Here is a 19,489-nt window from a genome sequence, read left to right on the forward strand (position 1 = left end):
ATGAGATACCGGTTGCGCGATACGATCCATTTACTGCCGCGCGCGCTGATTCATTCATAGCCGCGCGCGCAGGCCAGAAATGGGCATACGACGGCAACCGCATTGCTGCGTTTGACCGTCGTCGCCCACTTTTTCAATTGTATCATTCCACAATTCCTATCTCATTCTTCTGTTTTTTGATCATAGATGCAATAAAAAAACGCACCGCCCTTTTCAGGACTGCCCTCCTCCACCAGTCCTGAAAATGACGGTGACTAAGAAATTTCTCTGTTGTAAAGATCGCTTTAGGCAAAAGGGAATCCATGAGAAAAACACAGGATCTCGCGGGAAAATAACGGAAGTATCGCCGTGAATAAACGAACGGTAACATAAGCTGAAGAACTCATCTCCGCATCTTTTGCACCTGATCCGAAGATGGCGGATGAGCCGCAGCTTAGGCATTCGTCAAGCAACGCTTGCCTGTCAGGGAGAGAATTACGCAGGATCTTTCTACAATCGGTCATCCGCCATCGATCTCATCGGCCGTTTATCCAGTTTCGTCCGGGAAGTTTTGTTGGGGTGTGGCAAGCTACTATCTTTGTGGTCCTTCAAGCAATGCATATGATCATCTGTTAAGGTTCGCCCCCATTGTAACAGAACCTGAAAATACTGGCTTCACGATATACATCCGCCTGCGGCGTGAGGAATAATTTCTATTCAAACTATTTATAAATGTCTCAAGTAGTCAATTCTTCGAAGGCAAAGAGTGCCTTTGATTTTATAGTACGCGCCATCCGCGGTGAAGAGATGGATTATACAAGCGGCAGTTTGCGTAAAGCCGTGTTCATGCTGGCGATCCCCATGATGATCGAAATGATCATGGAATCTGTTTTTGCATTGGTAGATCTTTACTTCGTTGGCCATTTAGAAGACAGCAGCCATGCGATACAAACCGTTGGCCTGACTGAATCTGTGCTGACCATCATCTATTCACTGGCAGTGGGTATGAGTATGGCTGCAACAGCAACAGTAGCCCGCAGGGTGGGTGAAAAAAATCCTGCAGCAGCTGGTCACGCGGCCATGCAGTCTTTAGTGATCGCATTTGGGGTATCTCTGCTGGTCAGCGTAGCTGGATTTATTTTCGCTACAGATATTCTTCTTTTAATGGGAGCTTCCGCGGAAACGGCAGAGAAGGGAACAACCTTTGTGCGGATCATGATGGGCGGGAGTCTTGTGATCGTCTTACTATTTCTGATCAATGGGATCTTTCGGGGAGCAGGTAATGCGGCTATCGCGATGAAGAGCCTGATGGTGGCAAATATCTGTAACATTATTCTCTGCCCGCTGCTGATACGCGGATTTGGTCCTATTCCCGCCATGGGGTTGAACGGCGCGGCGATTGCCACGACCATTGGCCGCGGCATAGGGGTATGTTACCAGTTATACTACCTGTTTGGAAAAAAGAACGGCCTTCAGATCTCTTCAAAGCACTGGAAAGTTGACTTGACAGTGATCCGGTCGCTGATCAAAATAGCGACACCGGCTATCTTCCAGTTTCTGATCGCATCATGCAGCTGGATATTCCTGGCCAACCTGGTGGCAACCACCGGCGGCGAGAACGCATCCGCGGGATACCAGACAGCGCTGCGCCTGATGATGTTCTTTATATTGCCAGCATGGGGTATGAGCAATGCCGCAGCTACACTGGTTGGACAAAACCTTGGGGCCAAACAAGCCGATCGTGCAGAAGCGGCGGTTTTAAAGACCATGAAGTACAATGTAATATTCATGGCTGTGGTGACGGTCCTGTTTTTTGCATTGGGTGATTGGTTCGTGTCTTTCTTTACGCCAGATCTGCAGGTTCGTGCGCAGGCGGTAAAAGCGGTGCATATTATCACGGCAGGATACATCTTCTATGGGATCGGAATGGTGCTGATCAATGCATTTAATGGAGCGGGAGATACCTGGACGCCGACCTGGGTAAACCTTTTCGGATTCTGGCTTTTTCAAATACCATTTGCCTACCTGCTGGCGAAATATTTTGAATGGGGCCCTACCGGTGTATTTGTTGCGGTACCTGTAGCAGAAACACTGATCACGATCACTTCATTTATCTTATTCCGGAAAGGAAGATGGAAGAAAGTTACGGTATGATCCAGATCCTCCGAATCTATATATATAATATAGTGTAACGGGTGCGACAGTTTGTTGCGCCCGTTGCTTTTTTATCATTTAGCAGAAAAAAGACCTTCAACAGGCATGGTATTTCTTTCTAAAATTCAACTCGTGCAGAATCAACAGTAATATATACTCAAAGACTGTTGTATTTTTTCTTTTATGCATGCGTATATATGCGAAATAAGAATAAAAACCAAACTTTCTTTCTTGCTTTAGAGTGTTAGTCATACTATTTTAGCCATGACCGCGTTTAATAACACGAAATCCGTATCGAATTGAAAAACACACTGACAACAACCCTCTATTGTCTGTGCCTTGCAGCCCTTTCATTATCATGGAAGCCTGCTGCGAACGCCGACAAAAGCACTGAAAAACCAACCGTCGTTCTCAACGCGGGGAGTTCTGCAGCCAGTGCAAAAATTCATTCACTTTACGTATCGATGGACTTACGCGCCATGGGACTTTCTGAAGAAGCATTTACATATGCCTGTAAAGGGTATGAGAATATGCTCGAAAAAAGATTGATCCGCAAGGAAGGATATCTTATGATTTGCGACTTCAGCCAATCATCTGCAAGAAAGCGTATGTATATCATAGATATGGAGAACCAGGAATTAGTGAAGAATACATATGTCGCTCATGGGAAAAATTCCGGCGGTGAGTATGCCCGTGCATTTTCAAACAGGAATGGTTCATTGCAAAGCAGCCTTGGTTTTTATGTAACCAGGCAGACTTATTATGGAGAGCATGGTTTATCCCTTCGTGTGAATGGAGTGGAAAGAGGTGTTAATGATAAGGCGTATGCGCGTGCGATCGTAGTGCATGGTGCGAACTATATTGGCAGTCAGAAGAAAGGCCGCAGCTTTGGATGCCCTGCGGTACCTCAGCAGGAAAGCGCAGAGATCATTAATACGATGAAAGATGGTCATTGCATTTTCATCTATCATCCCTCGAAAAAGTATTTATCTACATCGAAGATATTGAACGACTGATTGGACTCAGACAACAAGGATGGACAAACAACAGCCCTAACCTATCATGGTTGGGCTTTTTTATTTGGTTTATAGATCCCCTGAGAATATCGATAGCAGATGACCGATGTCCGATGGCAGAGTGCCACATTTGGATGCAAGCTGTGGCTGTTAATTGGTAGAGGCCCCCTCTTTGCCTTCCCGAAGCATAATCCTTGTTTCCCCGGTTTTCGGGGACGAACAGAGGAAGATTCGGGGAGGATTAGGGGAGGCAATGAGGAGGATCCGGGGAGAAATAGCCGAACGCCTGCATTTCAACACTGGTCACAACAGAATTTAAGCCCTTCACCCATTATTTTCAAGGCCTTTTAGTCGGTGTCATATCCAACCGGTCAGTTAGGGGGAGCCTGTCACCAGGATAGCCGCCACTACGTTCAGCCATCTCTCAGGGTCATGCAGGCTCCTTCATGGTAATTTGCGTCTATCCCGCATCATTTTTTCTTTGCAGCCTTCTTCTTCGCATCCCGTTTCTGCTTTTCGATCTGCATGAGCGCTTCCTCATCGGTGATCGTTTGAAACATCGCGGCGAGATCAGATACAGGAATATTGAATCCAGCTGCAATAGAAACCAACGTTGTAAACTGCGGATCTTTTTTCCCGGAAGAAATTTTCTGAACGATATAATATTCTATGTCTGCGCTAACACCAAGCTGGCGAAGACTGTCAACAGTCTCGCCTGAAGCATCCTGCATATTCTGCAACACGAGCTTTTGGACTGCAATACCAAGCCTGTGGCGGATAATTAATTTCTGGTGATCGTTCATCAACGCTCAAAGTCGATCCATTCGAATTTCTTTTTGACGTTCGTACGAATACCAGTTCGCGGAAATCCTTATCTTTAATAACATCAGTTGAACAACTGGACTACACTTTAGCCCGGAACGAAATAAGGGACAATGCTATTCGCCTGCTGCGGGCGGATCTGATAATCTATTCTTCATTCATAATCATTTTGACATTGCCGTTGAAGCGTGGCGATATAGGATCTTTATCTGTACAGGATGTATGGGATGGAAACGAAACAGTATTCAACCAATTGTTTCGTGAACATTTCCGTGCACTGTCTTTCTTTGCCCATTCCATAATTGGCCAGGATCTCTACGCACAGGATATCGTGCAGGAGTGTTTTATCAGAGTATGGAACCGTCGACACGTATTGAAAGACGTGTCTGAGCTAAAGCCTTATTTGTATACCGCCGTGAAAAATGACTGTATCAATTATCTGCGCCAGCAGAATGTCCGGGATAAAAAGCAACAGCAATTCCTGGACCTTGAGAAAGAGCATACCGAGCCTTCCATAGATACAGACATGATCAGGGCCGAGTCGATCCGTGAATTAAATGACCGGATAGATCAATTGCCGGATAAAATGCGGGAAGTGGTCCGCCTGTATTATTTCGAAGGGAAAAGCTCAGGAGAGATTGGCCGTCTTCTGCAAAAAAGTCCAGACACTGTCCAGCATCAGCGTAAAACGGCCTTGCGTTTGCTGCGGAATCTGAAAAGTTTCTTTTTCTGTTAAAAAATATTTCCCATGCCGATACCGGTTTCTGTTCATTTTGTTGTGTTACTTATAGGGAACGAAATACTACCTTAACAGTATGAAAACCGAAAGTTCATATATGGATTTCGAGGCCTTCAGGAAACAGGAGCGTATTGCATACCTGCTGGCCGGCTATTTCCATTATGATCTGAATATTGAAGAAGAAGAAGAGCTGGATCAATGGATCACGTCCAGCGAACGCAATCAACGACTCTTTGAAGAACTAACTGATGAGAAGACGATGGCCGGATTTCTTCGCTGGTATTCTTCCCTGAATGTTGAAAGCCGGTTGGAAGAAACGAAAAAGCGTATTGAATTCGAACAGCGATCGCCACGCATCAAATGGTGGAAGTATGCTGCTGCAGCAGCTGTACTGATCACTGCCGGAATGACCCTTTATTTTTTGAGGTCATCGGGCCTGCCATCGAAACCTCCGGAGATCATCACCCAATTATCGGATGAAGAGTACCCGGTACTGAGGACAAATAATGATGGGCCCGAAATTCTTTTAAGAAGTAAGGACACTACGATTGCAAACGGGATCCGCATTCATAATGGTGTGCTTGAATATCAAAAGGACGCAGCGCCTGGTCAGCACGCACTCATTGTTCCGCGGAAAATATCAGCAAAGATCACGCTGGCGGATGGAACAAAGGTCTGGTTGAATGATGCATCCGCTATAAGTTATCCGGCTTCTTTCAACGGTTCAACACGAGAAGTGAATGTGACCGGTGAATCTTACTTTGAAGTGGCGAAGGATGCAGCCAAACCATTCATCGTAATGGTGAATGGTGTAAAGGTGCAGGCAACAGGAACGGCGTTCAATATCAAAGCATATCCGGGAACTCCGGTTAGTATAGCGCTTACTGAAGGATCTGTGAAAGTATCTGGAAACGGCAGAACAGAAGATCTCCGGAGAAATGAATGCTTAAAGATCACACCATCAGGTAAATGGCAGTTGGTAAAAACGGAGGATGAGGATCCGGCTGCCTGGACAAACAATAAGTTTCAGCTTGATGATGCCAGCAACGAGGAATTCAAGCAAAGCCTCGAACGCTGGTTTGACGTAACAGTTATTATAGAAGATACGGTCGATAGACACTTAAACGGCACCTTTCACCGTAATATCACACTCCCCACACTACTGCGGCACCTTGAAAGCACGAATGACATCCGGCTCCGTCTCGAAGGAAACCGTGTAACGGTACTTAAATAATCAAAACTATTTCTTTATGCAACTGCACACAATACTGCGTGCACTGGCGTTTGCATGCCTGCTATTCTCCTATGTGCAGGTATCAGCATCAGGGCACCCCGGACAGGGAATTACACTCTCGGTTACTCAGGAAAAAATGGAAAAGGTGTTCAAAGAGATCGAGTCTCAGGTGGATGTCTCTTTTGTTTATACAAGAGAAACCCTGATGCGTGCGAAGCCGGTAACCATTTCCGTAAAAGGTGAACAGCTTGACCGCATTCTGCCAGCGCTTTTCCGGGATCAGCCCGTTAGCTACCTGGTTGATGGCTCCTACATCATTATACGCGCGATAGTTGCAGTAAAAGATACCACACCGGTCGTATCTTCTTTCAAGGGAAAACTGATAAATGAAGCCGGCAATGCAATTGCCGGGGCAACTGTGCAGGTTAAAGGCACTGCAAGTATCACATCGAGCGATAATAATGGTGCATTCTCTCTCCGTGACCTTTCTCCAAACGCCACTCTGCTGATCACTGGTGCAGAGCTGGAGCCAATGGAGATCAAAGTCGGGAACGAAACTTTTATGACGATCACGTTGAAGCCGAAGGTCAACGAGCTTGACCAGGTATTGGTAATGGCTTATGGTGAAACAACGCGCCGCCTGAATACCGGCAGCATTGGGAAGGTGAGTGCTGAAGAGATACAGCGCCAGCCGGTGAGCAATCCATTGGCGGCACTTCATGGGCGGGTACCAGGAGTGATCGTTACGCAATCGAGCGGTGTACCCGGAGCGCATGTAAAGATCGAGATCCGGGGGCAGAACTCGATCACACAGGGCTCTGATCCGTTGTTTGTGATCGATGGGATTCCGTTTGGGCCGAATAATAATATTGTGAATCAGATCAGTTCCGTTGCAGGCAGGGGTACTGCTGTTAATCCGGGAGGATTGAGCCCATTCAACTCGATCAATCCCGGTGATATCGAAAGCATCGAGATCCTGAAAGACGCCGATGCTACTTCTATCTACGGAAGCCGTGGTGCAAATGGGGTTGTGTTGATCACGACAAAAAAGGGAAAGGCAGGGAAAACGCAGGTAACGGTGAATGCCTTCAGCGGCTTCAGCAAGCTGACCCGTGTTATGCCAATGCTCAATACGCAGCAATATGTTATGATGCGGAAAGAGGCTTTCGCGAATGATGGGATAGTGATGGATGCGATCAATGCGCCGGAGATCGTTCTTTGGGATACGACCCGGTATACTGATCTTAATAAGGTACTGATGGGGCATACTCCACGTGTGAATGATATACAGCTGGCTGTTTCAGGCGGCAATCAGTTCAACCAGTTTATACTTCGTACGGCATACCACCGGGAAACAACCCCTTTTCCCGGAGATATGTTTCAGCATCGATCTTCTGTTCATTTCAATTTTAATCACACATCAGCGGATAACAGGTTTAAGCTGCTATTAAATACGGGTTACTCTGCGGATATAAATAATCTTGTCAATTCGAGTTTACCAAATTACACATCACTACAGCCGAATCTTCCGGCGTTGTATACTGCAACGGGCGAGTTGAATTGGTTTGATCAGGGTGTGATGTTTGAAAACCCAATGGCATACCTCTATCGGGAGTATCGTTCGGTAACAAGCACACTGCTCGCTAATACCGTGATATCATACCGACTGATCGGAGATTTGTCGTTACGCGCGTTGGCGGGCTATAACAGCATCGACATTGGTGAACAAGATATAATACCCAAGAGGGCATTCGCTCCGGGCAGCCCCATTGCGGGATCCACACAACTATCTGACCAGCGAATCAATTCATGGAGTATAGAACCTCAAGTGGAATGGATAAAAAAAGCAGGCAATTTAAAACTGACATTTTTAGGAGGTATGACTGTACAGACGATGACCAGTACCGGTTTATTTATGACGGGTGCTGGTTTCGCATCAGATGCATTGATAAAAGATGTACGCTCAGCAAGTTCTGTTACAGCTAATAATTCCGTTTCCGAGTATAGGTATCTTGCAGGCTTTGCACGTATAAACTTCAACGTGTCAGATAAGTACTTGCTTAATTTATCTGGCCGCAGAGATGGGAGTACACGGTTTGGCCCTGGGAACCGATATGCAAATTTCGGCGCGGTCGGTGCTGCGTGGGTTTTTAGTAAAGACCTTGATCCTGGCATAATACCAGGCTTAAGCTTTGGTAAGCTGCGTGCCAGCTATGGAACAACTGGAAATGATCAGATTGGTAATTACCAATTTTTGGATACATGGTCGCCAATCTCTGGTGGATTTCAGGGAAGCCTCGCATTGAGACCAACTCGTCTGTATAATCCTGACTACAATTGGGAAATAAATAAAAAAGCTGAAATCGCCTTAGAACTTGGATTTTTTAAAGACAGGCTGCTGCTCTCTGCCGCTTATTTCCGAAATAGAAGCGACAATCAACTTATCAACTATAATATTTCGTCTCAAACGGGATTTGCATCAACAATCAAGAATTTTCCGGCGGTAGTTCAGAATACAGGAGTTGAAATTTCTTTCACAGCAACTATTTATCAAACACCAGAACTCAGATGGTCGGTCAATAGTAATATCAGCTTCCCTGATAATAAACTGGTTGAATTTCCAGGAATTGAAAATACAAGCTATGCTTCCCAGCTCGAAGTAGGAAGGCCTTTGAGGTTGATAAAGAGTTTTGAGTTTCTGGGAGTAAACCCACAAACAGGTGTATATCATTTTACAGATGTTAACCTGGATGGACTTTTCAATTCGCTGGATAGGAAATACCTTGGAAGCCTCGTACCGAAATATACAGGGGGAATAAGTCAACAACTTGCATATAGAGAATTTCAGCTCGATGTTTTTTTTATGTTTGTAAGACAAACCGGTAGAAACTTCAGAGCATATGGTGCTGTAATTCCAGGAGATGTTTTAAACCAACCGGCTTACGTTTTAAATAGATGGCAGAAGCCTGGAGATATTACGGATGTTCAGAAATTTTCGTCCGATTTCAGTTCAGATGCATATAAGATCTTATCAACTCTCAATTCTTCCAGTGGTGTTTATGGGGATGCTTCATTTTGGAGATTAAAGAATCTCTCATTGAGTTATAGTTTTCCAAGGGCCTGGCTGGCTAAGATAAAAGCAAGCCAGTGCAGGCTTTTCCTTCAGGGACAAAACTTGCTGACGTTTACCTCCTTTCTAGGCTCAGATCCCGAAAATCAGGCTTTATACGGTACGCTGCCTTTGATGAAAACATTCACAGGCGGCATTCAGGTCACCTTTTAAACCAGCATATGAAATTTACATATTTAGTACTGCTGTTAGCAGTAGCTGCATCTTCATGCAAAAAGTATCTTGACATACCCTTTCCGCAAGGTCAGGTGTCAACAGGTGTGATATTCACAGATGATTCGACAGCTGAAGCATCTATAAACGGGCTATACGCACAGATGATGGTCAGCCCTCCTATTTTTCTTAATGGGGCATTAACAATTTATCCCGGGTTATCTGCAGATGAACTGTTTAATACATCTGCAAATACAACAAGTGATCAGTTTTATAAGAACGCCCTTTTACCAAATGAAAGTGCTCAGGTTTACAATGGTCTTTGGAAGTGGGGATATACAAATGTTTTTCATTCAAATGCAATACTTGAGGGCCTGGAAAATGCGAAAGGAATATCTGTCGGAGTAAAGACGAGATTACGAGGTGAAGCTCTTTCCATTCGGGCTCTGTTTTATTTCTATCTCACGAACCTGTATGGAGATATACCGTTGGAGCTATCTACGAGTTTCGAAAAAAATAGCATACATCCCAGAACCGATAGCCGGGAAATTTATCGGCAGATCATTGAAGACCTGAGAGAGGCAGTCACAATACTTCCAGAAACTTATCCCAGGTCAAACCGGACTCGTATCAATCGTTTTGCGGCGGCGTCTATACTTGCCCGGGTTTATTTGTATAATAAAGACTACCGGCTGGCGGAGGAAACATCAACCAGTGTTATAGATCAGCAAGCTTTGTACTCATTGGAGAATGACCTTAGCAAGACATTTCTTTTGCCGAGCAGGGAAACAATCTTTCAATTATATCCTACAGCCATTTCACAAAATAGCGGAGATGGTTTTATGTTGATACCGCTCGCCACAGCCTCTGCCAGGCCTTCGTTTGCGTTAAGCCCGGCCTTAATAGCTGCATTTGAATCGGGAGATAAACGCAGGATAGAGTGGATTAGAAGCAAAGCTATAGGACCAGATGTGTTTTATTACCCATTTAAGTACCGGGTAAAAAGCGGCACCGCTATCACCGAAGCAAATGTTGTCATGCGTCTTGCTGAGCAACTGCTTATCCGGGCCGAGGCGCGTTTGAATCAAAATAATATTTCAGGAGCACTTAATGATCTCAATTTGATAAGAAAGCGTGCCGGCCTTGTTGAGATAGGCATTTCAGACCGTGATGAACTACTGAGGGCCGTTATCCAGGAGCGTCGAGTAGAGTTAATGGTGGAAAAAGGTCATCGGTGGTTTGATCTCAAACGCCTTGGACTTGCAGACGTGGTGCTGGCCCCTATGAAACCAGGCTGGTCTCCATCAGATGCGTTGTATCCGATCCCGCAAGCAGATATAGATAGAAACCCTTTTTTGCACCAAAACCCAGGTTACTAGTATGAAAAACTGTCTTATTTCGATTTTTAAAAATTTAGCAATATTCCTGGTCTTTCTAACTAGTAGTGAGGATTGCTTGGCCCAGCCTTATAAAGCCGGGCAAAAGGTCCCGGAGTTTTCGAGTGATCAAATGTATAACTACACGTCATCGCTCTTTAAGTTATCAGACATAAAGAAAAAATGGGTGCTCCTGGATTTTTGGGGAACTGGATGTGCGAGCTGTATTGGGAACTTTGCCAAAATAGAGAGGATACAAAAGAAGTTTGACAATGACCTTCAGGTGATTTTGGTAAACAGGCAATCATTGGACTCAACGACAAAGTTTTTTCAGAAGAAGAAAAAAATAATTAAGCCTGACGTTCCATACATTACAGACGATCAACAGTTAAGTAGCTTCTTTCCTCACGAAGCTATTCCTTTTTTTGTGTTGTTGGATGAGAATAGAAATGTCAAGGGGTTTCCCGAACTTAACTACGTTACAGAAAAGACATTCGAACTTTTGATTGACAGTGGTATAGTACAATTAGGCGTTGAAGGGAGTAAAAGATTGCCCAGAAATGGGACCTTACTTGAATTACTTGATTCTTCCAACCGAAACCAATTGCAATCTTATTTTATGGTTACTGGAGAGTTGAAGGGTTTTGGTGGCGTAAAACTGGATATGATCGGTGGATCTTCAATACCAAACAGGATATGCCAATATAACGGATCGGTCGCGGAGATAATAAGCGTTACGTTGAGCCGTGACAGAGAGCCCTATAAGAAAAGTGCGTTTATAATAGAGTCAACGCGTAAAAAAGAATTTCAAAGACCTGTCGATATAACCGAGTTCGATATCTGGAGAAAGAAGAATTTGTATTGCATAGATATGCTTGTAAATTCTCAACAAGCACCAGATCTCAGAAAAATATTCGTTAACAAGGTTGCAGACTATTTCAATATTATTCTTTCAAGGGAAAAACGTGTTGTTCCGTGTTATGTTTTAAAAAGAAAAAACAAGAAAAGCATTTCATCTGTGAATCGTGATGTTCAACAGAGCTCGTCAGGGATTAAAGAAGATAGAAAACTATTTTTGTTGAAGGATCAACCGTTTTCGGAGTTTGTTGATATCCTAAAGTTATATTTTGATGCTCGTGTTGTGCAGAAGCCGTTTGTTGATGACAGCGGCATAAAAGGAAACGTGAGTATGGAAGTGGATATGTCGGTTTTCGACAAGTTTCAGAAGACCAGATTTTCAAATGCAAATGAGGAACTGGCAAAGTACGACCTGATCATAGTTGAAGAAGATCGCCTCGTCAATGTACTTGTGATCAAAGATAAAAAGTAAAGCAATGGCCATAAGCCATTGCTTTATCTCCTTTACTGCTCTTCGACATAGATGATGTCGATCGGGCTGTTTTTCTCACTTGTCTTGACACCGGAACTTGGCTGTCCAGGAATTACCAACTGGTCATCCCTGTATGCTCTTTCGCATTCGACCTCCGTAAGTAATTCAATGCACTCATTCTGCAAAGTGCGTGCTTCAGCAGTTTGAGTCGTTGATTCAAAATCAGATGAGTTGTAAGGAGCCGTGAACCAATGCATGTCGCCAGGATCACTTGTTTTGACGGGCTTTTTGTAATCCCCCGTAAACGCACTCAAACTCAGCGCAACCATCACCACGCAAATGCTCAAAAAATACTTTTTCATAATTGTTTAATTTAATTCCTGATAATTGATTGCCTACTTTTTTATACAGGTGTTCGGCTATGCCTGCGTTATTGCAACAACAAGTTTTTTCTTTTCCAGTCGTATCCCCCACCATGAAATGGCCATGAAGAATACATTGAAGAACAAATGCTGAACCCAGCTCATCTTCCTGATCACACCGCCACATGAACATGGCAGGTGCGGTGTGAACAGGATCATGTACCCGATATACAATGTGAACAGGAGCATTAATGCAAATGACAACCTGAAACCGGAAAGCCGCCATGCAGGATTGAATAGCAACACGCTCACCGCAATCTCGATCACCGGCACTGCCCAGGACACCGGCAATGCTACCTGCTTCAGCAATGGTGATTTTGCCAGCACCATTACAAACCGTTCGTGCTCATTGATCTTCGATACAGCGGTGTAGAGAAACAACAGCAGGAGCAGCGCCGCGAGGATCTCTATTATGACAGATCTTGTTTTCATTTGCATAAAACAAAGGTGAAGCATAATCCCGCCAACAGGATTTATCAATCGGGAGTAAAAGTTTTTCAATCGGGAGTAATAGTATTCCGTTCAGGACATTTTAAGGGTTTGGGCTTAGCTGAATGTAAGTAGATCACGCATCGCAAGTAAGCTGAGCGCCGGGCATGCCTCTTCTTTAAGTCAACTTAAGAAATCGCCAGAATAGATTCCCGCAGATCTACGCTGATCAACCCACAGGGACGCAGATCAGCAGGCACTTTATGTCTATGAATGGGAGAGATTTCTTTCAGTTGAGGCTGTGATGAGGGCGGCGGCGCTCCTACTCAATATTTGGTATTTCCCGCTGTTTTCTGTTCCCCGATTTTTACCGGACAAACACAAAACCATGAAATATGCTATCATCGCAGTGCTCGGTCTGTTAATACTGAGCAGCTGCAGCAAGTCTGATAAAAAGATCGAAGAACCAGCAAAGACAGGCGTTACTACACCACCCTCCTCACTCGGGCTGAATAGTTTTTACAAAAAATACCTTGATGCGGGTGGTATTCCTGTTGTTAGCTCGGCACAGGTGGCGGATGAAGCATTGATCAGGGCGAGAGATATTATCAACAGCATGGTCAGTAAGATCCCATCTGAGAAACAGAAAATGATCCAGAATAAACTGCGGGTTGGGATCATCGGGATCAATGAAAAGCCGACAGATATGCCAGAATACAGCGATCTGTATACTGCGTTTCCGGGAACGGACTGGAATAATCGAGCCCGTGCATATGGTGCAACAGTAGATCGTCCGCTTACAACAAACTGCGAAGAGAATATGCTTTGCAAAGGAACAAGTGACAGGTATAAAGGAGAAGAGATCCTTACGCATGAATTTGCACATGCTATCCATGAGTTGGGGATCCGGTTTACTACGCCCGGCTTTGACGCGCAATTACAGGCTGCATTTAATAACGCTGTGTCCAAAAATCTTTGGGCAAATACGTATGCCAGGGCTGATGTCCGCGAGTACTGGTCAGAAGGTGTGCAATGCTGGTTCAACAGCAACCTGGAAGCGATCCCGGCGGATGGTGTGCATAACCAGATCAATACAAGAGCGGAATTGAAAGCGTATGATCCAACTTTACATGATCTGATCAGCAAGTATTTTACGAGCGATGATAAGAAGCATGGCTGCTATTGAGTGCAGATCCCAATAAGACATTCCTGTGAATAACAATAGTTACGTCAACAACGGATCATTATCCAAACCGTAAAGGGCCAATTGCCATATGAAGTGTGTGTGGAACCTGTGTGCCGGGGCCGTTTGGGAAGCTCGTTTCTTAACTTTCGTACCGTCCTTACGGGTTTATCTTACCGGAATGTGTAAGGACGGTATGAAAGTCTTTGTCAGATCGCCCTGGTTTTATTTTTTCGATGCTAACCTGAAGTCGACCCTCTTCAGAACATACTTCGATGTATCCGAATAGCGCTTCACCGCATTGTTTAATTGCTTTTTCGCATCTGCCTTTGAGAAGTAATAATTGAAGTCGCTTGTGACCTTTGTTTCTCCAGCTTCCTGATTCACCCAATTTGCCCATTCATGAGCCGGTTGCCAGCCAGCCGTGTCCGACGCGGGAATGGCATAGAGAGGGGAAATTCTGACAACCTTTTTTCCGGAGGAATTCATTGTCCTGGAATCACAGAAATAATAGATGTAGTTTTTAGTGGTAAATGAACTGATCGCAACGCTGGCGACCGCCATGATCAGCAGTGTGTAAATGATCTTCATACCGGGAATTTATATGGTTAAGAATTAATAATACCCTTACACCGATCTTTTGACACCAGAGCTAAAATATCGAATTTCAAACGGATTAAAAATGGCAGGATTTATTTTATACTTTTCTTACCAATTAGGTCAAGATGATGCCGGTTGTAAAGCGCGGGTAAGGCTGTCGGCAGGCGGAGTCGATTACTTGTATACTACTTTTAATAAAGGCTGATAAAGCAATGTGCGGAGAGCCGATTCAAAACCCCAGCTCTTCTACCGGATCCCAAAAATGTTTTTCGAGATCCACGACCTTATTCTCTCTGACATTTATTCCTTCCTTCTTTAGCAAAAGCTCCATCTTATTGCCACCAAAATGAGCGGCACCACTTAACATTCCAAGCCTGTTCACCACACGGTGTGCAGGTATAGGAGGTTTTACTTTCCCTGCACCGTTCATGGCCCAGCCAACCATTCTTGCCGAAAGCTTTGTTCCAAGACAAGCGGCAATGGCACCATAAGAAGTGACTTTTCCTTTTGGGATCTGCCGGGCCACTTCATACACCAGTTCGAAGAAGTTTTCATCCCGTTTGCCTGAAGGCTTGACGGGTTTTAATTTTCCTGCAACTTTCTTTTTAGTGGCCATAGATATAATTGAAGGGTCGAATGAGTGCGTTCGGGGAAGACACTAGCTATCTTTCTTCGTTCCAGTGTTCTGTTCTTCCGCTCTTTTCTTTAGCAACGCTGACTTCTTCGGTTCGAATACATTTTCGTAGTCGAATGGGCAGTGTTTGCAGCCGTTGCCGCAACAGTATCCCCGGGCCAGGTGGAACTTCTCGGTCAGGACAAAAAGCCCCTGCTCATTTTTATAATAATGTTCACCTTCAATCCACTGTTGCATCTTTCAGGATTTGCTTCAATTCCTCATCTTTATCTTTCCCCGGTAAAATGGCAGGAAGAGAAAAGCTGAGATAGTGAATACGGTTGCTTTGTGCGATATCGAGCGATTCGTAATGTGTTTTGATCTTAAGATCTTCTGATAATTCCGGCTGCTTATACACGTTGTCATAATCCGCATGCAAAGTGCAGCCGAACATTTCTATGACAAGTTTCGTGAACTGGTAAAGCTCAGGACTGTCTGTTTTCAGGTGTATTTTACCGCCGGGAATCAATACCTGTTGATATAACCGAAGGAACTTCGGGTGTGTCAGGCGCTTTTTCGTTTTTGACCAGCGAAGTTGCGGATCAGGGAATGTGATCCAGATCTCCTGTACTTCACCCGGTGCAAAGTACTCACCGATCTTATCAATATGAGTTCGGAGGAAGCCAATATTTGTGAGTTGATGTTGCAATGCTTTCTTCGCGCCAACCCATATCCGGTTACCTTTAAGGTCAACGCCTATAAAATTTCTTGATGGATAAAGCAATCCAAGCCCTACCGCATACTCTCCTTTACCACACGCAAGCTCCAGCGTGATGCCATTTTTGTTATTGAAAAAGCTATCCCATTTGCCGGCCATTCCTTCCGGGTATTGCAGCACATTGGGGAAACCTTTTAACTCTTCAAAGCGAACTAACTTTTTTTGTCCCATGAGGCTGCAAAGTTACGGTTTTGAAAATCCATTCGCATCCGGCATTGGGTTTGAACTATTATCATAAGCAAAATCGATTGTTTAATAAAATCAGATGTATGAAAATCAATCAATTAAGAACAGCGGTTCAGGGAATGGCCACCGTATTCGGATTTTCCCTTTTAATGGTTGCCTGTAATAACTCAGATGAATCGGCAAATAATTCCACAACGGCTAATAGTGAATCAGCCGCAAAGGATTCAATGGATAAAGCGACTGGTTCCGGTGCTACAACGCCTTCAGGCAGTACAACCGTAGCCGCTAAAAAGAAAGGCCGTGCATCTGCTGCTGCGATGGCAGCTGAAGATGAAAAAGTGAAAATTGAAAAAGATAAGATGGGGATCTATACCCGTGCAGAAGTAGCGCCTACGTATGCAGGGGGATATCCAAACATCGAAAGTTATATCCAGGATAACATTGAATACCCACAGAATGCGATTGACAATACAATAGAAGGTACCGTTCAGGTTCAGTTTGCTGTTGATGAGAATGGCAAAGTGACCAATGTGTCTACTGTTGGAAATAAGTTGGGATATGGCCTGGAGGAAGAAGCGATCAAAGTAGTTTCCAACATGCCTAAATGGACTCCCGGTAAGGTGAAAGGCAAAGCCGTGAAAACCTGGAGAACGCTTCCTATTACGTATCAACTTGAATCCTAACCCTGATAAACTCTTCGATATAAGAGTTGAGGATGTGTAGAAAGAATGAGGCCCGGTGTTAGCCGGGCTTCATTTATTTAAGAATGCGATGTCGTTTAAAATTTCACCAGAAAACCAGCGCCTACTACTGACTTAAGCTGCGTTCTCGCTCCTTCTTTAGCCGGTCCGAATAAGCGGACATCGTCATCATAGATCATGTCGAGACTGTATGTCAGAGAAAGTATGCGGGTAAGTTTTACATTAAGCACGTTTGTAAAGAATACGTCTACATTCTTTGCTTTTGATTTATAGTTTGAAAAAAGATCGAGGCGCCCTTTATAGCTCAGGATCTTGTTAAAGTCTTTGATATAGTTCGCAGAAGCAAATGCTCCGATTTCGTTCCGTGAGTGTTTGCCCGGATCAACGCCATAGTCGCCACGCGACGATAAAGTATCATCCAGCACGATTGTCCAGCGTGAAGTAACGGGAGATATAAAAAATGAGAATGAAGGAGCTGGTTTATAATCAAAACCTGGGCTCACCAACACGTAAGCCGGAGATAGAATGGTTGAGGCAAATGTGCGCGTATCATTGGCATAGGTATAGCCGTCAAATAACTGTGAACGGAAGTTGAACAGTCCTGAGATATTCCATTTTGAACCCAATGCATAACCATACTTGGAAACGATATCGATCCTGTCATCGTTCTTGCGAGATCCCAGGCTGGTGGTGTTTACATAACCAAAGTTGAAATCGAGTGTATTGTCCCAGCTGTGTTTTCCATTTTTGTAGAATCCATAAAGGTTCACAACGGTATTAATTGCCAGCGAGAAATCGTCGCCACCCGCAGCCCAGTTGCTCAATGAGCCCTGTGAGATATTAAGACCAGCGCTTCCGCCTTTTTTCCATCTTTTTTGTGTTGTGTCTGCGGCATCTTTTGCAATAGTTCTTTCTGAGTCAGCTTTTAATGCTTTGATCGTTCCATCCTGGGCAAGAGTAGCTGTTGTAATACTACAGATCGTCAAAAGTGCAAGTATCCTTTTCATAAAACTGATTTTGCGCAAAAATAAGGGTTGAGGGATAAATCTATCGGTATTCAGGGTAACATATGTAGAAGGATATTAGCCTGTGATGCAGGTGTTCAGGCGTGTAAAAAAAGTGAGAGAATTGTTCTGGCAGTGGTTCTATAAAACAGGCCTTCCCGGTCAAATTATAAAATTCGATCGGGAAGAATCTCTGATGCTACCAATAAATAGTCTTAGCCGGGTGTATTAGGTTACGGATCAAATAGCTTTCCGTTTGTGCCCCGGGCTCTGTTCAGGTATATAATGTGTAATTAGCGGGCTCAGACTTCTGTAGTGATGTCTACCAATCTTGCGGCTTCGTCCGCGCCAGGAATAAAGCCTCTCATGTGTGTTATACAATTTACGATGATAAATAACGGAAGTCCATACCCTGCCAAGGGTATAATTGTTTGGTCGCGGGAAACAAATGACCTCACTATAATTCAATCAGCTCGTTTTGATAGCACAATCATCCCATGTTTTAAGCATGATTGCCGTTTAGCACGATCAGGATTAAAAAATTCAATGCCGTTCAGTTAAGAAATCCTTCTACACTAGCTCGATGGTCGATGGTCGAGCGCCGCATTGAGATTGAAGCCATTGCTGCTAAACAATAGATATTCACGTAACAGGTCTTTGTATTTCGGCCAACGGTCATCGACCATCAAGTAAACTTTCGGGAAAATCCTTGACTAAACGACATTGGTAATAAATTGGGGGACGAGTTCTTCAGCATGTGTTACTGATCGTTTATTCATCATAATACGTCCGTTATTTTCCCGGGAGATCCTGTGTTTTTCCCATGGATTCGCTTTTGTATAAAGCGATATTTACAGCAGAGAAATTTCTTAGTCACCGTCATTTTCAGGACTGGTGGAGGAGGGCAGTCCTGAAAAGGGCGGTGCGTTTTTTTTATTGCATCTATGATCAAAAAAAGGAAGAATGAGATAGGAATTGTGGAATGATACAATTGAAAAATGGGCGACGACAGTCAAACGTAGCAATGCGGTTGCTGTCGTATACCCATTTCTGACCTGCGCGCGCGGCGATGAATCAGCGCGTGCGGCGGACGAATGGCTCGTAGCGCGCGACGTGCATATTAGCCCGCTCCCCGGGGAGGCATAGAACCCCGGGACTTACTAAACCTTTCGCGGATATCAACCTCTGGAACCTCTGAAACATAAGGAAGCTCTGGAATCACTGAACTTTTACCCCTTCCTTCGGATCAAGCGTAGAAGTTGTGGGATGGTTGTTTAAATGTTTAATAGTTTAAAAGTTTAAGGTTTTGCATTATCACTTGTCCACTTACAAGTTTTTAAGCGATAGCAGTCTGATGGGGCACAAAAAACGTGAGTACGCCTTGAAGCGATATATGCTCCTTAGATACGACATTCTGGCACGCGAAGCCAGCTGATGTGTTGACTGATGATAATCATTCAGGGTCAAATTCCACGTGTTTTTGAAATGGTTGTTAGTCGTCGTTAGTTCGTCTCTTGGTCGTCCTTTGGCCGTCCAAAATTTGACGTGATCTTAGGCAGTGAAAAATGGTGACAAGCTGACACGCTGAGGGCGATAGATCTTTTGAACGACTGGCATAGTTCCCTCCTCCGCTTCGCTAC

The 19,489-nt window shown here is 44.3% G+C and carries 18 protein-coding genes; 9 read left to right on the forward strand and 9 right to left on the reverse strand.

Annotated elements, in window-relative coordinates; genetic code table 11:
- Positions 1-284: 284 nt before the first annotated feature.
- Positions 285-503: a hypothetical protein gene (locus tag LZZ85_RS02480; protein ID WP_237868346.1), complete on the reverse strand. Its 219-nt coding sequence runs from the start codon at positions 501-503 to the stop codon at positions 285-287.
- Positions 504-711: 208 nt separating this feature from the next.
- Here LZZ85_RS02480 and LZZ85_RS02485 point away from each other — a divergent pair, with 208 nt between their 5' ends.
- Together LZZ85_RS02485 and LZZ85_RS02490 are read left to right on the forward strand one after the other, a co-directional pair.
- On the forward strand, positions 712-2,133 hold the full coding sequence (locus LZZ85_RS02485; RefSeq protein WP_237868347.1) for an MATE family efflux transporter: 1,422 nt from the start codon (positions 712-714) through the stop codon (positions 2,131-2,133).
- Positions 2,134-2,432: 299 nt separating this feature from the next.
- Complete coding sequence (locus LZZ85_RS02490; RefSeq protein WP_237868348.1) at positions 2,433-3,149, forward strand: murein L,D-transpeptidase catalytic domain family protein; 717 nt, start codon at positions 2,433-2,435, stop codon at positions 3,147-3,149.
- Positions 3,150-3,619: 470 nt separating this feature from the next.
- Here LZZ85_RS02490 and LZZ85_RS02495 read toward each other — a convergent pair whose 3' ends face one another.
- Entirely contained in the window at positions 3,620-3,952 is a 333-nt protein-coding gene (locus tag LZZ85_RS02495; RefSeq protein WP_237868349.1) for a hypothetical protein, read from the reverse strand.
- 194 nt (positions 3,953-4,146) lie between these two features.
- Here LZZ85_RS02495 and LZZ85_RS02500 point away from each other — a divergent pair, with 194 nt between their 5' ends.
- The 5 genes from LZZ85_RS02500 (at position 4,147) to LZZ85_RS02520 (ending at position 11,933) form a co-directional block, all read left to right on the forward strand.
- Positions 4,147-4,707 (forward strand): RNA polymerase sigma-70 factor, encoded by a 561-nt coding sequence (locus LZZ85_RS02500; protein ID WP_237868350.1) that lies wholly within the window; start codon positions 4,147-4,149, stop codon positions 4,705-4,707.
- Positions 4,708-4,786: 79 nt separating this feature from the next.
- Positions 4,787-5,944 carry a FecR family protein gene (locus LZZ85_RS02505; protein WP_237868351.1) on the forward strand — a complete coding sequence of 386 codons (1,158 nt, stop codon included), beginning with the start codon at positions 4,787-4,789 and terminating at the stop codon, positions 5,942-5,944.
- Positions 5,945-5,960: 16 nt separating this feature from the next.
- Positions 5,961-9,227 (forward strand): SusC/RagA family TonB-linked outer membrane protein, encoded by a 3,267-nt coding sequence (locus tag LZZ85_RS02510; protein ID WP_237868352.1) that lies wholly within the window; start codon positions 5,961-5,963, stop codon positions 9,225-9,227.
- A gap of 8 nt (positions 9,228-9,235) precedes the next feature.
- On the forward strand, positions 9,236-10,606 hold the full coding sequence (locus tag LZZ85_RS02515) for a RagB/SusD family nutrient uptake outer membrane protein (RefSeq protein ID WP_237868353.1): 1,371 nt from the start codon (positions 9,236-9,238) through the stop codon (positions 10,604-10,606).
- 1 nt (position 10,607) lies between these two features.
- Positions 10,608-11,933: a TlpA family protein disulfide reductase gene (locus LZZ85_RS02520; RefSeq protein WP_237868354.1), complete on the forward strand. Its 1,326-nt coding sequence runs from the start codon at positions 10,608-10,610 to the stop codon at positions 11,931-11,933.
- A 32-nt stretch (positions 11,934-11,965) separates the two neighbouring features.
- Here the strand turns inward: LZZ85_RS02520 and LZZ85_RS02525 are convergent, their stop codons facing one another.
- Together LZZ85_RS02525 and LZZ85_RS02530 are read right to left on the reverse strand one after the other, a co-directional pair.
- The gene (locus tag LZZ85_RS02525) at positions 11,966-12,295 is read right to left on the reverse strand and encodes a hypothetical protein (protein ID WP_237868355.1); all 330 of its coding nucleotides are present in this window, start codon (positions 12,293-12,295) and stop codon (positions 11,966-11,968) included.
- Between the two features lie 57 nt (positions 12,296-12,352).
- Positions 12,353-12,787, reverse strand: a complete 435-nt coding sequence (locus LZZ85_RS02530) for a MauE/DoxX family redox-associated membrane protein (RefSeq protein WP_237868356.1) — start codon at positions 12,785-12,787, stop codon at positions 12,353-12,355.
- A 385-nt stretch (positions 12,788-13,172) separates the two neighbouring features.
- On the opposite strand from LZZ85_RS02530, the gene LZZ85_RS02535 reads away from it, so the two are divergent.
- On the forward strand, positions 13,173-13,970 hold the full coding sequence (locus LZZ85_RS02535) for a hypothetical protein (protein ID WP_237868357.1): 798 nt from the start codon (positions 13,173-13,175) through the stop codon (positions 13,968-13,970).
- Between the two features lie 222 nt (positions 13,971-14,192).
- Here the strand turns inward: LZZ85_RS02535 and LZZ85_RS02540 are convergent, their stop codons facing one another.
- The 4 genes from LZZ85_RS02540 to trmB form a co-directional block, all read right to left on the reverse strand.
- A complete protein-coding gene (locus tag LZZ85_RS02540; RefSeq protein WP_237868358.1) occupies positions 14,193-14,558 on the reverse strand; it encodes a hypothetical protein in 366 nt (121 codons plus the stop codon).
- 238 nt (positions 14,559-14,796) lie between these two features.
- Positions 14,797-15,183, reverse strand: a complete 387-nt coding sequence (locus tag LZZ85_RS02545) for an MGMT family protein (RefSeq protein WP_237868359.1) — start codon at positions 15,181-15,183, stop codon at positions 14,797-14,799.
- A gap of 42 nt (positions 15,184-15,225) precedes the next feature.
- Entirely contained in the window at positions 15,226-15,438 is a 213-nt protein-coding gene (locus LZZ85_RS02550) for a C1orf53 family protein (RefSeq protein ID WP_237868360.1), read from the reverse strand.
- Positions 15,422-16,129 carry a tRNA (guanosine(46)-N7)-methyltransferase TrmB gene (gene trmB / locus LZZ85_RS02555; RefSeq protein WP_237868361.1) on the reverse strand — a complete coding sequence of 236 codons (708 nt, stop codon included), beginning with the start codon at positions 16,127-16,129 and terminating at the stop codon, positions 15,422-15,424. The genes LZZ85_RS02550 and trmB overlap by 17 nt, the downstream gene beginning before the upstream one ends.
- A 98-nt stretch (positions 16,130-16,227) precedes the next feature.
- Between trmB and LZZ85_RS02560 the strand changes: the two genes are divergently transcribed.
- Positions 16,228-16,827 (forward strand): energy transducer TonB, encoded by a 600-nt coding sequence (locus LZZ85_RS02560; RefSeq protein WP_237868362.1) that lies wholly within the window; start codon positions 16,228-16,230, stop codon positions 16,825-16,827.
- 95 nt (positions 16,828-16,922) lie between these two features.
- Here the strand turns inward: LZZ85_RS02560 and LZZ85_RS02565 are convergent, their stop codons facing one another.
- A complete protein-coding gene (locus tag LZZ85_RS02565; protein ID WP_237868363.1) occupies positions 16,923-17,852 on the reverse strand; it encodes a DUF3078 domain-containing protein in 930 nt (309 codons plus the stop codon).
- Positions 17,853-19,489 lie beyond the last annotated feature (1,637 nt).

The organism is Terrimonas ginsenosidimutans, from assembly GCF_022012415.1.
In the GTDB taxonomy this organism is placed as follows: domain Bacteria; phylum Bacteroidota; class Bacteroidia; order Chitinophagales; family Chitinophagaceae; genus Terrimonas_A; species Terrimonas_A ginsenosidimutans.

Excerpts from the sequence above, each read along its gene's own strand:
- LZZ85_RS02480 (WP_237868346.1), bottom strand. The coding sequence starts at position 503 with ATGACCGATTGTAGAAAGATCCTGCGTAATTCTCTCCCTGACAGGCAA.
- LZZ85_RS02485 (WP_237868347.1), top strand. The coding sequence starts at position 712 with ATGTCTCAAGTAGTCAATTCTTCGAAGGCAAAGAGTGCCTTTGATTTT.
- LZZ85_RS02495 (WP_237868349.1), bottom strand. The coding sequence starts at position 3,952 with ATGAACGATCACCAGAAATTAATTATCCGCCACAGGCTTGGTATTGCA.
- LZZ85_RS02505 (WP_237868351.1), top strand. The coding sequence starts at position 4,787 with ATGAAAACCGAAAGTTCATATATGGATTTCGAGGCCTTCAGGAAACAG.
- LZZ85_RS02510 (WP_237868352.1), top strand. The coding sequence starts at position 5,961 with ATGCAACTGCACACAATACTGCGTGCACTGGCGTTTGCATGCCTGCTA.
- LZZ85_RS02515 (WP_237868353.1), top strand. The coding sequence starts at position 9,236 with ATGAAATTTACATATTTAGTACTGCTGTTAGCAGTAGCTGCATCTTCA.
- LZZ85_RS02520 (WP_237868354.1), top strand. The coding sequence starts at position 10,608 with ATGAAAAACTGTCTTATTTCGATTTTTAAAAATTTAGCAATATTCCTG.
- LZZ85_RS02525 (WP_237868355.1), bottom strand. The coding sequence starts at position 12,295 with ATGAAAAAGTATTTTTTGAGCATTTGCGTGGTGATGGTTGCGCTGAGT.
- LZZ85_RS02530 (WP_237868356.1), bottom strand. The coding sequence starts at position 12,787 with ATGAAAACAAGATCTGTCATAATAGAGATCCTCGCGGCGCTGCTCCTG.
- LZZ85_RS02535 (WP_237868357.1), top strand. The coding sequence starts at position 13,173 with ATGAAATATGCTATCATCGCAGTGCTCGGTCTGTTAATACTGAGCAGC.
- LZZ85_RS02540 (WP_237868358.1), bottom strand. The coding sequence starts at position 14,558 with ATGAAGATCATTTACACACTGCTGATCATGGCGGTCGCCAGCGTTGCG.
- LZZ85_RS02545 (WP_237868359.1), bottom strand. The coding sequence starts at position 15,183 with ATGGCCACTAAAAAGAAAGTTGCAGGAAAATTAAAACCCGTCAAGCCT.
- LZZ85_RS02550 (WP_237868360.1), bottom strand. The coding sequence starts at position 15,438 with ATGCAACAGTGGATTGAAGGTGAACATTATTATAAAAATGAGCAGGGG.
- trmB (WP_237868361.1), bottom strand. The coding sequence starts at position 16,129 with ATGGGACAAAAAAAGTTAGTTCGCTTTGAAGAGTTAAAAGGTTTCCCC.
- LZZ85_RS02560 (WP_237868362.1), top strand. The coding sequence starts at position 16,228 with ATGAAAATCAATCAATTAAGAACAGCGGTTCAGGGAATGGCCACCGTA.
- LZZ85_RS02565 (WP_237868363.1), bottom strand. The coding sequence starts at position 17,852 with ATGAAAAGGATACTTGCACTTTTGACGATCTGTAGTATTACAACAGCT.